Origin of the sequence: Arthrobacter globiformis (assembly GCF_003261175.1) — a bacterium.
In the GTDB taxonomy this organism is placed as follows: Bacteria; Actinomycetota; Actinomycetes; order Actinomycetales; family Micrococcaceae; genus Arthrobacter; species Arthrobacter globiformis_A.
In genome coordinates, this window is sequence record NZ_QLNP01000013.1 from 95,470 (window position 1) to 108,486 (window position 13,017).

General features: G+C 67.0%; 10 protein-coding genes, 1 pseudogene and 2 riboswitches. Of the genes and pseudogenes, 7 read left to right on the forward strand and 4 right to left on the reverse strand.

All coding sequences use genetic code 11. The features are described 5' to 3' along the window. Positions 1-2: 2 nt before the first annotated feature. The 6 genes from DBZ45_RS01730 to DBZ45_RS01755 are packed head-to-tail and all read left to right on the forward strand — an operon-like array spanning position 3 to position 6,494. Positions 3-812, forward strand: a complete 810-nt coding sequence (locus tag DBZ45_RS01730; RefSeq protein WP_111902257.1) for an amino acid ABC transporter ATP-binding protein — start codon at positions 3-5, stop codon at positions 810-812. A gap of 9 nt (positions 813-821) precedes the next feature. After that, a complete protein-coding gene (locus tag DBZ45_RS01735; protein WP_111902258.1) occupies positions 822-1,871 on the forward strand; it encodes an ABC transporter substrate-binding protein in 1,050 nt (349 codons plus the stop codon). Then, on the forward strand, positions 1,868-3,034 hold the full coding sequence (locus tag DBZ45_RS01740; protein ID WP_111902259.1) for an LLM class flavin-dependent oxidoreductase: 1,167 nt from the start codon (positions 1,868-1,870) through the stop codon (positions 3,032-3,034). The genes DBZ45_RS01735 and DBZ45_RS01740 overlap by 4 nt, the downstream gene beginning before the upstream one ends. After that, positions 3,012-3,881 carry a DUF1684 domain-containing protein gene (locus tag DBZ45_RS01745; RefSeq protein WP_111902260.1) on the forward strand — a complete coding sequence of 290 codons (870 nt, stop codon included), beginning with the start codon at positions 3,012-3,014 and terminating at the stop codon, positions 3,879-3,881. The genes DBZ45_RS01740 and DBZ45_RS01745 overlap by 23 nt, the downstream gene beginning before the upstream one ends. Further along, complete coding sequence (locus DBZ45_RS01750) at positions 3,878-5,053, forward strand: LLM class flavin-dependent oxidoreductase (RefSeq protein ID WP_111902261.1); 1,176 nt, start codon at positions 3,878-3,880, stop codon at positions 5,051-5,053. Before DBZ45_RS01745 ends, DBZ45_RS01750 begins: the two co-directional genes overlap by 4 nt. 10 nt (positions 5,054-5,063) lie before the next feature. Beyond that, a complete protein-coding gene (locus tag DBZ45_RS01755; RefSeq protein ID WP_111902262.1) occupies positions 5,064-6,494 on the forward strand; it encodes an NtaA/DmoA family FMN-dependent monooxygenase in 1,431 nt (476 codons plus the stop codon). A gap of 118 nt (positions 6,495-6,612) precedes the next feature. Here the strand turns inward: DBZ45_RS01755 and DBZ45_RS01760 are convergent, their stop codons facing one another. The 4 genes from DBZ45_RS01760 to cycA all read right to left on the reverse strand — a co-directional run bounded on the left by DBZ45_RS01760 (position 6,613) and on the right by cycA (position 10,807). Further along, complete coding sequence (locus DBZ45_RS01760; protein ID WP_223256869.1) at positions 6,613-7,413, reverse strand: alpha/beta fold hydrolase; 801 nt, start codon at positions 7,411-7,413, stop codon at positions 6,613-6,615. A gap of 130 nt (positions 7,414-7,543) precedes the next feature. Then, positions 7,544-8,353, reverse strand: a complete 810-nt coding sequence (locus tag DBZ45_RS01765) for a methylenetetrahydrofolate reductase (RefSeq protein ID WP_111902264.1) — start codon at positions 8,351-8,353, stop codon at positions 7,544-7,546. A 31-nt stretch (positions 8,354-8,384) separates the two neighbouring features. Further along, positions 8,385-9,320 (reverse strand): formyltetrahydrofolate deformylase, encoded by a 936-nt coding sequence (gene purU, locus DBZ45_RS01770; protein WP_440130489.1) that lies wholly within the window; start codon positions 9,318-9,320, stop codon positions 8,385-8,387. After that, entirely contained in the window at positions 9,320-10,807 is a 1,488-nt protein-coding gene (gene cycA, locus DBZ45_RS01775; protein WP_111902274.1) for a D-serine/D-alanine/glycine transporter, read from the reverse strand. The genes purU and cycA overlap by 1 nt, the downstream gene beginning before the upstream one ends. 143 nt (positions 10,808-10,950) lie before the next feature. Further along, a riboswitch (glycine riboswitch) is annotated at positions 10,951-11,048 on the reverse strand. Positions 11,049-11,252: 204 nt separating this feature from the next. After that, a riboswitch (glycine riboswitch) is annotated at positions 11,253-11,353 on the forward strand. 148 nt (positions 11,354-11,501) lie between these two features. Here cycA and DBZ45_RS01780 point away from each other — a divergent pair. Next, positions 11,502-13,017 (forward strand): annotated as a pseudogene (locus tag DBZ45_RS01780) (glycine dehydrogenase (aminomethyl-transferring)); the annotation flags it as partial.

The window sequence follows — 13,017 nt, forward strand, 5'->3', positions numbered from 1 at the left end:
CGATGAGCACAACTCTTGAAGCCCCCGCCTCCACCCGCGGACTGGTGGAAATCACCAAGGTCCGGAAGTCCTTTGGCGCCACCGAGGTCCTGAAGGGCATCTCCCTGACGGTGGAGCCCGGCGGCGTGGCCGTCATCGTCGGCCCGTCCGGATCCGGAAAGTCCACACTGCTGCGGACCATCAACCATCTGGAAAAGGTGGATGCCGGGTTCATCGCCATCGACGGCCAGCTGGTGGGCTACCGGGTCAAGGGCAACAAGCTGCATGAGCTGCCGGAGCGCGACATCCTGAAGCAGCGCACCGAAATCGGCATGGTGTTCCAGAACTTCAACCTGTTCCCACACTTGACCGCGCTGGAGAACGTGACCGAGGCACCCGTCGTCGCGCAGGGACGGTCCCAGGCGGAGGCCCGCGAACGGGCCCTGGAACTCCTGGACCGGGTGGGCCTGCTGGACCGCGCCGGTGCCTACCCCCGCCAGCTCTCCGGCGGCCAGCAGCAACGCGTCGCCATCGCCCGAGCGCTGGCCCTTGACCCCAAGATACTGCTCTTCGACGAGCCCACCTCCGCCCTCGACCCCGAACTGGTCAACGAAGTGCTGGACGTGATCCGCGAGCTGGCCAAGTCCGGCACCACCCTGATCATCGTCACCCATGAGATGGGTTTTGCCCGCGACGTGGCGGACACCGTGGTGTTCATGGACCAGGGCCAGATCGTCGAACAGGGCAAACCGCAGGACATTTTCACGAACCCGCGCGAAGTTCGCACCCGGAGTTTCTTCTCCAAGGTGATCGAACCGGCGTTCAACATCTAAGGATCCCCCATGGCACTCTTCTCCAGCCAGCGCCGCAGCGGCGCGCTGCCCGCCGTCGTGCTTCTCGGCACGCTGCTTAGCACCGTGGCCCTGTCCGCCTGCTCCGATCCCGGCGCCGCCGCCTCCGGCGGTTCAACGGGCGGTTCCGCATCAGGTGCGACGACGGCGGCCCGCAACGGCGTCGTCTACAACACCTCCCCCGACCAGCAGCGGATCCGCGCCGGAAAGGACGCCGCGCTGGCCGCGAAGGTGCCTGCGCTGATCGGCAAGGACGGCAAGCTCACCGTGGCCACCACCGCCGGTTCCATCCCGCTGTCCTTCCACGCCACGGACGACAAGACGCCCATCGGCTCCGAGCTGGACATCGCCCAGCTCGTGGCGGACAAACTGGGCCTGGAGCTGGACATCCAGGTGACGTCCTGGGAGAACTGGCCCCTGAAGACCCAGTCGGGCGACTTCGAGGCCGTGTTCTCCAACGTGGGCATCAACAAGGACCGGGTGAAGCTGTTCGACTTCGCCAGCTACCGCGCCGCGTACATGGGCTTCGAGGCAAAAAAGTCCTCGTCCTACACCATCCAGGGGGCCGACGACATCTCCGGCCTCAAGGTCTCCGTCGGCTCCGGCACCAACCAGGAGAAGATCCTGCTGGCCTGGAACAAGGAGCTCGAAGCCAAGGGCAAGGATCCGGCAGTGCTCCAGTACTACTCGTCCGACGCCGACACCATCCTTGCGCTGTCCTCCGGCCGGACCGATCTTAACATCGCGCCGTACCCCTCCACGGTGTACCGGGAGAACACCCGGGATGACCTGAAGATCGTCGGCAAGGTCAACGCCGGATGGCCGTCCGAGACCCTGGTGGCCGCCACCTCGCTCAAGGGCAACGGACTGGCGCCGGTGATCACCGAGGCACTGAACTCCGCCATCAAGGACGGCTCCTACGCCAAGGTGCTGGACCGCTGGGGACTGTCCGAAGAGGCCCTGCCGGAATCCAAGACGGTGACCGAGGCCAACTTTGCTTCGACCCAGACGGGTTCTTCACAGACTGGCTCGTCAAAGTGAAGTTCCAGATCCTGGACATCATTCCGCACCTGAAGAATCCGGTCACCGGAGAAATCGTCTCTACCGCCGACCGGCTGAACCAGGTGGTCCAGACCGCACAGCTCGCCGAGAAGCTGGGCTACGACAGCTTCTCCGTGGGCGAGCGGCATGCCGGGGAGTTCATCTCCTCTTCCCCCACCACGGTGCTCGCCGCCATCGCGGCAGTCACCTCCCGGATAAGGCTGCAGAGCGGCGTCACCGTCCTCGCCGTCCTGGACCCCGTGCGCGTGGCCGAAGACTATGCCACGATCGACCAGCTCAGCCGGGGGCGGCTGGAACTGGTGATCGGTAAGGGCAACGAAGTGCTGCAGTACCCGCTCTTCGGGCTGGACCTGGCGGGCCAGTGGGACCTGCTGGAGGAGAAATACGCACTGCTGCGCCGGCTCTGGCGCGAGGAGGACATCACCTGGTCCGGCCGCTTCCGGCCGGCGCTCACCGAACCCACTACAACGACGCCACGCCCCTTCGCCGGGTCTCCCCGGATTTGGCACGGGTCGGCTACAACACTGACGTCGGCGGCACTTGCGGCGCGCTGGGGCGACCCACTGTTCACCGCGAACGCCATCCAGCCGCGGGAGAACTACAAGGTGCTCATCGATCATTACGTGGCGGAGTACGAGCGGCACGGCCACGACCCGCGGCACCGCTACCTGGGCTCGGGCAGCGGGGCCGGCGGGGTGTTTATCGCTGATACCACGCAGCAGGCCAAGCGCCAGTACGGCCCGGTCTACGAGGCCCTCACGGCTGCACGCAACGTCCCCGGCAACAACTCGCCGTTCCGGGACATCGACCACGCGGTGGCAGAGGGTCCGGCACTCGTCGGCAGCCCGGAACAGGTGATCGACAAGATCCTCAGCTACCACGCGCTGTACGGGCATGACCTGCTGTCGATCTCGCTGCCCACCACCCTGCCCTTCGAACAGCAGCTGGAGATCCTTGAGCGGTTCGCGCTCGAGGTGATCCCGGCCGTGCGCGCTGCAGCCCCCACCACACTCTGGGAATCCGCGGATCCATTCGGCGGCCGTCCCGGCTTTGCGGGAGCCGCCGAACCGGACGCCGCCTCCGCCGTCAGCACCGACCACGACACCTACAGGAGCGACCATGCCCACGTCTACGCACACTGAAACGGATGCCCGCTGGTCGGGCACCACCGCCTTCGCGGCCGAGTGGGAGCAGTGGCACGCCGCGCATGAGCGCCGCCGCGCCGATCCGCACGGCTTCCTCGCCGTCACCCACCTCCACTGGCTGGGTGCGGAACCCTCCCGGCTCGAGGGCGTTCCGGGCCTCTGGAGCGTGCAGGATGACGCCGTCACGGTGGTTTTGGAGGCCGGTGAAAGCCTGCTGCGGGACGGCCGGGAGCTGAACGACAACTCCGTTAAGGACGGAGGTACGGCCGTCGTCTTCGATCCGATCGCCGAGCGGGAGGGCATCAACCTCACGGCGGGTCCCGCCGTCGTCGAACTCGCCAAGCGCGGCGGTGAATACATCGTTCGGCCCCGGCACCCGGAGAACCCTCTGCTCAACGAGTACCGCGGCACGCCGGCCTACGCCCCGGACCCGCGCTACGCCGTCGACGGCGAATACGTGGCCTTCGAGTCGCCCCGGCCGACGACCGTCGGGGCCGCCGTCGAGGGCATCGTGCACGTGTACGAGGCACCCGGCGAGATCCGGTTCACGCTGGAAGGCGAGGACCTCATGCTCACGGCCTTCAACGGCCACGCACCGGGCACGTTGTCTGTGCTGTTCACGGACGCAACGTCTGGCAAGACCACCTACGCAGCGAACCGCACGCTCACGGTGGGCCCACCGGACGCCGACGGCCGCGTAAACCTGGACTTCAACCGCGCGGTGAACCTGCCGTGCGCCTACACCGACCTCGCCACCTGCCCGCTGCCGCCGGCCGAAAACCGCCTGACTGTGGCCATCGAAGCGGGCGAACAGAACCCCCACGAAAGGCAGGCTGAACAGTGAGCACTGCAGCCCAGGGTTTCCTCGCCCTCGAACTGGACGGCGACGGAGCGCACCCCGCCGCCTGGCGCAAGGCGCGGCACACTCCAGCCGAACTGCTCGACGGAACGCGCGTCCGTGCCACGGTGCTGGCCACGGAATCGGCCGGGTTCCACGTGGCCACGTTCGCGGACGGACCGCTGACGCCCGCGTCTTCCGATCCCGGCGGCCGGGACATCCCTGGCGGGCTGAACGCCCTGCAGCGTGCCGCCTTTGCCGGGCCTGTTACAGGCTCCATCGTGCTGGTCCCCGAGGTGGACACCGTGTATACGGAGCCGTTCCACATCTCCACGCAGCTGGCCAGCCTGGACTACGTGTCCGGCGGCCGCGCCGGGTGGCTGGTGGCGGCGTCGGACCGGGCGGCGGATGCTGCCGCCGTCGGACGTTCTGTTGTCGCCTCTGACGCCGTGGGCCGGGAAGCCGCCGATTCCATCGAGGTCAGCCGCCGGCTCTGGGACTCCTGGGAGGACGACGCCGTGGTCCGCGACGTCGCCACCGGCCGGTACATCGATGTCGACAAGCTGCATTACGTCGATTTCGAGAGCACGGTCGAGTCCGGCGGTGCCGGCTACTCGGTCAAGGGCCCGTCCATCATTCCCCGGCCGCTGCAGGGCCAGCTGCCGGTCCTCGCGCCGGCCGGCCTGCTGGGCGCGGACCAGCTGTCCGCAGGGGCGGTCGACGCCGTGCTCGTCTCCGCGCCCACGCCCGAGCTCCTGGCCGGTGAGATCGCCGAGGCCCGCGCCGCCGCTCCCGCGGCGGCCATCATCGCCGAGCTCGACGTCGTTCTCGACGCCCGCGGGCAAAGCGCCGCCGGGCGCCTCGCCGAGCTGGATGGGCACACTCCCTGGCAGAGCAGCCGTGCCCGTTTCGTCGGCACCGCTGCGGAGCTCACCGGGCTACTGGCCTCCATTTTGGAAACTGCCGACGGCGTTCGCCTCCACCCGGCGGTCCTGGACGTGGACCTGGAGGAGCTGGCCCAGCTGGTGCTTCCCGCCCTCCGGCGCCGGGGCGTGCTCGCCCCGCAGCAGACGGGTTCCACCTTCCGACACCTGCTGGGCCTGCAGCGTCCGGCCAGCCGGTATGCCGCCGTATCCGTGCCGTCCGCGGCCTCCGCGGCCTCCGCGGCCGAGAACTAGGGAGAGACCCATGACAGACACCCACATCGGCAACGGCTTCGTGCCCTCCGGCCAGCTTCAGCTCGGCATCTTCTTCCAGGGCGTGAACTCGGGCACGGTCTGGAAGTCGCCGGAATCCGGGTCGCAAACGGACTTCGAGTCCTTCCGCCGGATCGCCCAGACCGCTGAACGGGGCCTGTTCGCCGCGTTCTTCCTCGGTGAGGGGCTGCGTCTCCGCGAGCACCTCGGCCGCCCGCACGCGCTGGACGTCGTCGGCCGGCCGGACGCGCAGACCATGCTGGCCGCGTTGGCGTCCGTGACCAGCCGCATCGGGCTGGTGGCCACGCAGAACACCACGTACAACGACCCCGCCGACCTGGCACACCGGCTGTCCAGCCTGGACCTGCTCTCCGGCGGCCGAGCTGCCTGGAACGTGGTCACCACGGACAATGCCTGGACCGGGGCGAACTTCCGCCGCGGCGGCTACCTGGATCACGCCGACCGGTACGTCCACGCCGAAGCGTTCGTCAGTACGGCCAAGCGGATCTGGGATTCCTGGGAGGACGGCGCCATCGCTTCGAGCCCCGGCGCCTCCGCCTGGGCCGCGCCCGGTTCGGCCCGGCCCGTGCGCCACGAGGGCAAGCACTACACGGTGGACTACGTGCCCCGGCTGCCGCGCAGTGCCCAGTACCGGCCGGTGCTGTTCCAGGCCGGCGACTCGCCGGAGGGACGCGACTTCGCTGCCCGGCAGGCCGACGTCATCTTCTCCGCCCACCCTAAGCTCGACGACGCCCTCGACTTCCGCCGCGACATCGTCGAGCGCGCGGTCAGGGCCGGGCGCAGCGCGAACGACCTCAAGATCATGCCCGCCAGCGAGTTCATTCTCGCGGCCACCCCGCAGGAAGCCCTCGAGAAGAAGAACTGGGTGCGGAGCCTGCAGATCGGCCCCGAGCAGGCCATCGCCTACCTCGAACAGTTCTGGGGCCGCGAGCTCCAGGGCTTCGATCCGGACGGGCCGGTGCCGGACATCGACCCCGTGGTGGAGGAAACCTCCGAGACACGCGGCAGCGGTTTCCACGGCGCCAAGGCGAAGCAGCTGGCGGATCAGTGGCGCGCCGAAGCCAAAGACAAGGGCCTCAGCATCCGGCAGTTTGTCTCCGCCCGGACCAGCCGCGGGGATTCCAGCTTCACGGGTTCCTACGCCGAGGTGGCCGACCGGCTGGCCGAATACGCCCGCACCGGTGCAGTGGACGGCTTCAACATCTCGCCGTGGCTGATCCCCACCGGCCTGGACGACATCGTCAACCACCTCGTCCCGGCACTGCAGGAGCGCGCTGTCTACCCCACGGAGTACGCCGGATCCACTCTGCGCGAGAACCTCGGCCTCGCGACGCCGGTCCGGCAAGAAGCCGGCGCCGGGAACACCGCCGTCGGGAACACCGCCGTCGAACTGGAAGTCTGAGTACATGGCTGACGACGGCGGCCGGGACGACCGCGAGGGGAACGCTGAGGCTGCCGCCGCTGCCGATACCATCCGGCTCCAGCTGACCGTCCGGGAGCTGCTCCTCTAGAAAACCCCATCAGTGCGCGGCTCCGGCGGGTACCGCAAGAGCCAGGAAGTCCTCGATCCAGGTCTGCACCCGGGCGTCGTCCAGGTGCAGACCATGCCGGCCGCCGTCGACCTGGATCAGCCGCGAGTCCGGAATCCGCTCCGCCATCATGACGGCGTTGGCAACGGGCGAAAGGGCATCTTCATTGCCGTGGATGATCAACGCCGGGGCCTGGATGGACGGAAGGACGTCCCAGGCATCGTGCAGCCGGCTCGCCCGGAAGTGCCGGCTCTTGACCGTCGCAGACGCCTGCACCCGGAAAAACGCGGCAACGGCCGCGGGATTCTCCCGCGCCCAGGCGGGGCTGAAAAACAAGGGCGCCATCCGGGCAGGGTCCGTGCTGATGAGGGCGGCGGTGGCGGAAGGATCGCGCCCCACTCCCCCGGCCTCGCCGGCACTCGTCGCGGCCAGGACCAGCGACGCCACCCGGACAGGGAAGTCCACCGCCATCCTCTGTGCGACGCGGCCGCCCATCGAATGCCCATAGATGTGCGCCTTGGCGACGCCGGCGGCATCAAGAACCGCAACCGCGTCCGCTGCGAAAGCCCGCGTGGTGTAGTTTTCCGGGCGGCCTTCCGTACTCGCGCCGATGCCGCGGTGGTCGAAGCGGATGACCCGGAATGAAGGGGCCAGGCCGGGCACCACCGGATCCCAGCCGGATATTCCCGTAGCCTGGCCCGCCACCAGCAGCAGCGGTTCGCCCTGGCCTTCCTCTGTCCAGGCGAGCTCCGCTCCGTCGGAGGCGACCGCCTTTTTCAACGTCAAGGTCACCTGTTCAATTTACCTGCAGGGAATGCAAGACGTTTCAGACAAGAAAAAGCGCGAACGTACAGTTATGGCCCCAATCCCGAGGGAAAAGGGACCACAACTGTACGTTCGCGCTCTGGTTACGGGGTTGGGCTCAGGAAGCCTTCGCGTCTGCTCCGTCGCTCCAGGTCATCGCCGGCTGGGTTTCGACGTTGTTGAACGTGTAGAGGTGGATGCCCGCAGGCGCAGGATCGATTGCGGCCAGTTCGGACACCAGGGACCGGGATGAGTAGCTGCCGGCATTCAGGAGCCCGCGGGCGAGGGGCCCCTTGCGGTTCAGGAACTTCAACGATGGGCCTACCCCGATCTTGGTGGCCAGCGCGATCAGTTTGGCCCTCGGGACGGCCCCGGCAACGCCCGCCCAGATGGGAAGGTCGACGCCCTCGCGGCGCAGCAGTTCGGCATACCAGCCGATCCTGGGCGCCGAGAAGCACATCTGGGTCACCACGTTCGAGGCCAGATGCTGTTTCTCCAGCAATGCGTCGAGCATCTGCAGCTCGTTGCACTTCGGGTGGCCTTCCGGGTATCCGGCGACGCCGATGGCCATGGTCCCGCCGGTCAGGTCGGCGATGTCCTCAATGAGCCGGCCGCTGCTGCCGTAGGGACCTGCAGCCTCCGGAGCGTCCCCTCCGATCGCGAAAACCTCCGTGATCCCTGCAGCTTCGCAGTCACGGAGCATGCGCGCCAGCTGGGCGCGGCTCTCGATGCTTCGCGCGGCAAGATGGGGAATCACCTTGTAGCCGAGCCGGCCAAGCTGGACCGAGGCCCGCACGGTGGTCTCGACCCCGTGGTGCGGGAGGCAGGTCACGGTCAGCGTTGACTTGGCGGAAACGTACGTCTGGACTTTGGCAACAATGCCGTCGGTGGGAATGATCTCCAGGCGCACAGGCAATTGGTTCGTCATGAGCAACTCCAGGTCTGGTTGGATTGGCTTGTCAGCGGAGGATGACCGTGCGGTTCCCGGACAAAATGATTCTTCCTTCGGCGTGCCAGCGAACAGCGTTCGTCAGGGCCTTGCACTCCGCGTCCTTGCCCACAGACACCAGATCCGCGGGGGTGTAGGTGTGGTCGACCTCAATCACCTGCTGCGCGATGATCGGCCCCTCATCAAGCTCTGAATTTACGTAGTGGGCCGTGGCGCCGACCGTCTTAACTCCGCGCTCATGCGCCTGGTGGTACGGTTTGGCGCCCTTGAAGCTGGGCAGGAAGGAGTGGTGGATGTTGATGGCCCTGCCGGCGAGCCGTGCGGTGGCCGAGTCGCTGAGAACCTGCATGTAGCGGGCCAGTACCACCAGTTCAACGTCATAGTCATCCACCAGTCCAAGAAGCTTGGCCTCCGCCTCGGCCTTGGTCTCCGGCGTCACGGGGATGTGGTGGAACGGGACCCCGTGCCAGGCCGCGAGCCCTTCGAGGTCCGCGTGGTTGGACACCACCGCCGCGATCTCGACCGGCAGTTCGCCATTACGGGCGCGCACCAGCAGGTCGTTGAGGCAGTGATCGTACTTGGACACCATCACCAGGATCCGCTGCTTGCGGTCGTGGCGCTCCAGCCGCCAGTCCATGCTCCATTGACCTGCCAGCGGTGCGAAGCTGTCCCGGAGCTGTTCGACGGCGGCGGTGCCTCCGGTCGAGGCGAAGTGGACCCTCATGAAGAAGTGCCCGGCGGTGCGGTCGCCGAACTGCTTGAGGTCAACGATGTAGCACTCCTGCCTGAGCAGGAAATCCGCGACCGACTGGACGATTCCCAGCGAGTCCGGACAGTGGAAGGTGAGCACGAACTCCCCGCCGCCAGCGGGATCCTGGGGCCCGCTTTCCCGCCCCTCCGCCGTCGCCCGGCCCTCCGCCGTCGGCCTTTCCTCTGTCCTGATCATCACTTGACGCTTTCCTTCTCCTCGAGACGCCGGCTCGCATGCTCGCGGGCGGCGGTTTCCTCAGCCTGGAGTTCATCCTGGAAGGCTGCGTAGCGGGCCAGGTGCGCGGGCCGGCGGCGCAGAACCAGCCAGGCCGCACCGAGCAGGACGAACCAGACGGGGGTGACCAGCAGGGCGGTCAGGGTGTCGGGCTGGGTGGTCAGGGTCCACAACACGAAGGCGAAGAACGCGAAGACCACCCACACCATGGGGATGCCGCCGGGCATCTTGAACTTGGAGGCCGTGTGGAGGTGCGGGCGGCGGCGCCGGAAGGCGATGTAACTGGCGAGGATGATCGACCAGACGAAGACGAAGCAGACGGCGGAAACGGTGGTGACCATGTCGAACGCCTTGCCGACGTCCTGGCCGGCGTACATGAGCACTACGCCGGAGAGCAGCAGCACACAGGACAGGAACAGGGCGTTGTTGGGTACCTTCCGGCGGGACAGGTTGCCGAAGGCGGCAGGTGCGTCGCCTTCCTGGGCCAGGCCGTAGACCATGCGGGAGGTGGAGTAGATTCCGGAGTTGGCCGAGGACATCGCCGAGGTGAGCACCACGAGGTTGACCACCGTGGCGGCGGCTCCGAGCCCAGCCAGCGAGAACATCGCAATGAACGGGCTGTGGCCTGCGGCGAACTGGGTCCAGGGCGTGACGGACATCAGGATGATGAGGGCGCCCACGTAGAAGAGCAGCACACGGATCGGAATGGAGTTGATGGCCTTGGGAAGGTTCTTCTCCGGGTTCTTGGCCTCCGCGGCCGTGGTGCCCACTAGTTCAATGCCCACAAAAGCGAACACGGCGATCTGGAAGCCGGCCACAAAACCCATGAATTCATTGGGGAAGAAGCCTCCATGGCTCCACAGGTTGGCGAAGCTTGCCTGTCCGGCGTCGCTCTGGAAGCCACTGAAGATCATGAACATGCCCACAATGATCAGGGCGGCGATGGCGATGATTTTGATGAGGGCGAACCAGAATTCGGTTTCACCGAACGCCTTGACCGTGGCGAGGTTCAGCACCAGCAGGATGGCCACGGTGGCCAGGCCCGGGATCCACAGCGGCAGTCCGGGCCAGAGCTCGCGGGAGTACCCGGCGATGGCGATAACGTCCGCGATCCCGGTAATCACCCAGCAGAACCAGTAGGTCCATCCGGTGAAGAACCCCGCCCACGGCCCCAGCAGGTCGGCGGCGAAATCGCTGAAAGACTTGTAGTTCAGGTTGCTCAACAGCAGCTCACCCATGGCCCGCATGACGAAGAAGAGCATGAAGCCGATGATCATGTACACGAAGATCACGGACGGCCCGGCCGCGGAAATGGTCTTGCCGGAGCCCATGAACAGGCCCGTGCCAATGGCACCGCCGATGGCGATCAATTGGATGTGCCGGTTGCTCAGCTGCCGCTCCAGGCGGGGAGCCTCACCGGCTGGGGAGGCGGGGGGATGAATCGTCATGAGGAACTCCATCGTTCGGTGGCCATAGCCACACTGATTCGGTTCCTCCCCGCTCTGTCTTGGACCTGAGAGATTCCGCGGACATGGTCTTCCGCTTGCACCGTCGGTGAGGCAGGACGTGCCTGCCTGCTTTCCAGAGTTGCCTCGCCGCGGCGGTACGTGGGCCTGAGAGTTTCCTGGGGAGGGTTTGCTCCTACGGCGCCTGCTGAACGTACCGGCAGGGCTCTCCCGCCGCAGATCATAAGCATTTTCAGTTGTATCGAGAAAAAATTATGCGACCCGGCGGCGGCTGTCTTTCCGGCCCGTGCCGGTCAGCGCGGCCCCGCTGGCCACCGGATCAGTGTGGTCTTGGTCACGAAGAAATGTCAAACGGGCCTCCAATTTGGCCTGGGCTGAATTGTCCCGTAATCTGTGAGCCGAATCACCCCACATCTTCATAGCCTTTCGAACCGTGGCGGGAGAGTCCTCCCAGTCATTCACCGGGCAGGCGCCGTAGGAGCAAATCCTCCCCAGGAATCTCTCAGGCCCCCGTACCGCCGCGGCTAGGCAACTCTGGAAAGCAGTTCGGGTAACCGGGCTCACCGACGGTGCAAGCGGAGAACCATGTCCGCGGAATCTCTCAGGTCCAATACAGAGCGGGGAGGAACCCAAACCATGCCGTGCCACACGTGGCCGGCCAAACCTGGAGTTCCTCATGACGATTCAATCTCTTCCTTCAACGTTTGCCGACCGGCATATCGGCGCCCGGCGCCAGGCCGATATCGACACCATGCTCAAGAACATCGGCTATGACACTGTCGATGGCCTCGTGGATACCGCCGTTCCGGCGTCCATCCGCCAGGAGGACCCCCTCCGGCTCACCGCTGCCCTGGGCGAAGTTGAGGTTCTCTCCGAGCTTCGCCGCCTGGCCGCCAAGAACAAGACCGCCGTGCAGATGATCGGCCAGGGCTACTACGACACCGTGACGCCGCCGGTGATCCGGCGGAACGTCCTCGAAGCCCCTGCCTGGTACACCGCGTACACCCCGTACCAGCCGGAGATTTCCCAGGGCCGGCTCGAGGCGCTGCTGAACTTCCAGACCATGGTCCAGGACCTGACCGCGTTACCGGTCGCCAACGCCTCCCTGCTGGATGAGGCGACGGCGGTGGCTGAGGCCGTACTGCTGATGCGCCGGGCGAACAAGGACATGCAGGCCAAGGACGGCAAGACGGTCCTGGACGCCGACTGCCTCCCCCAGACCATCGCCGTCGTGCTTGGCCGCGCCGAGGCCCTCGGCTTCGAGGTTGAGGTGGCGGACCTGTCCAAGGGACTGCCCGACGGCGACATCAACGGCATCGTCCTCCAGCAGCCCGGCGTTTCGGGCCGGGTCTGGGACCAGACCGGCGTCATCGCCGCGGCCAAGGAGCGCGGCGCGCTGGTGACCGTGGCCGCCGACCTGCTGGCCCTGACCCTGATCACGCCTCCGGGCGAGCAGGGCGCCGACATCGCCGTCGGAACCGCCCAGCGCCTCGGGGTGCCGCTGTTCTTCGGCGGCCCGCACGCGGCCTACATGGCAGTGCGCACCGGCATGGAGCGCACGCTCCCCGGCCGCATCGTCGGCGTCTCCAAGGACAACGCCGGCGCTCCGGCCTACCGCCTCGCCCTGCAGACCCGCGAGCAGCACATCCGCCGGGAGAAGGCGACCTCCAACATCTGCACGGCCCAGGCGCTGCTGGCCATCGTCTCCTCCTTTTACGCGGTCTACCACGGCCCCGACGGCCTGAAGGCAATCGCCGAAACCGTCCACAGCAACGCCCGCGTCCTCGCCACCGCGCTCAGGACGGCAGGCCGCGAACTGGTCAGCGACTCCTTCTTCGACACCCTCACTGTGCGCGTGCCCGGCAAGGCCACCAAGGTCATCACCGCGGCGGAAGCCCGCGGGATCAACCTGCGCCTCATCGACGCGGACACCGTGGGCGTTTCCATTGATGAGACGACGACGGCGGAGGTGCTTTCCGCGGTGGCCGTCGCCTTCGGCGCCGGTCCCGTGGGTGACGCTGTGGGCTTTGAACTGCCCGAGGCAGTCCTGCGCTCGTCCGCCTACCTGCAGCACCCGGTGTTCAACACGCACCGGTCCGAAACCCAGCTGCTGCGTTACATCCGCAAGCTCTCGGACCGTGACCTGGCGCTGGACCGCACCATGATCCCGCTGGGCTCCTGCACCATGAAGC

Excerpts from the sequence above, each read along its gene's own strand:
- DBZ45_RS01730 (WP_111902257.1), top strand. The coding sequence starts at position 3 with ATGAGCACAACTCTTGAAGCCCCCGCCTCCACCCGCGGACTGGTGGAA.
- DBZ45_RS01735 (WP_111902258.1), top strand. The coding sequence starts at position 822 with ATGGCACTCTTCTCCAGCCAGCGCCGCAGCGGCGCGCTGCCCGCCGTC.
- DBZ45_RS01745 (WP_111902260.1), top strand. The coding sequence starts at position 3,012 with ATGCCCACGTCTACGCACACTGAAACGGATGCCCGCTGGTCGGGCACC.
- DBZ45_RS01755 (WP_111902262.1), top strand. The coding sequence starts at position 5,064 with ATGACAGACACCCACATCGGCAACGGCTTCGTGCCCTCCGGCCAGCTT.
- DBZ45_RS01765 (WP_111902264.1), bottom strand. The coding sequence starts at position 8,353 with ATGACGAACCAATTGCCTGTGCGCCTGGAGATCATTCCCACCGACGGC.
- purU (WP_440130489.1), bottom strand. The coding sequence starts at position 9,320 with ATGATCAGGACAGAGGAAAGGCCGACGGCGGAGGGCCGGGCGACGGCG.
- cycA (WP_111902274.1), bottom strand. The coding sequence starts at position 10,807 with ATGACGATTCATCCCCCCGCCTCCCCAGCCGGTGAGGCTCCCCGCCTG.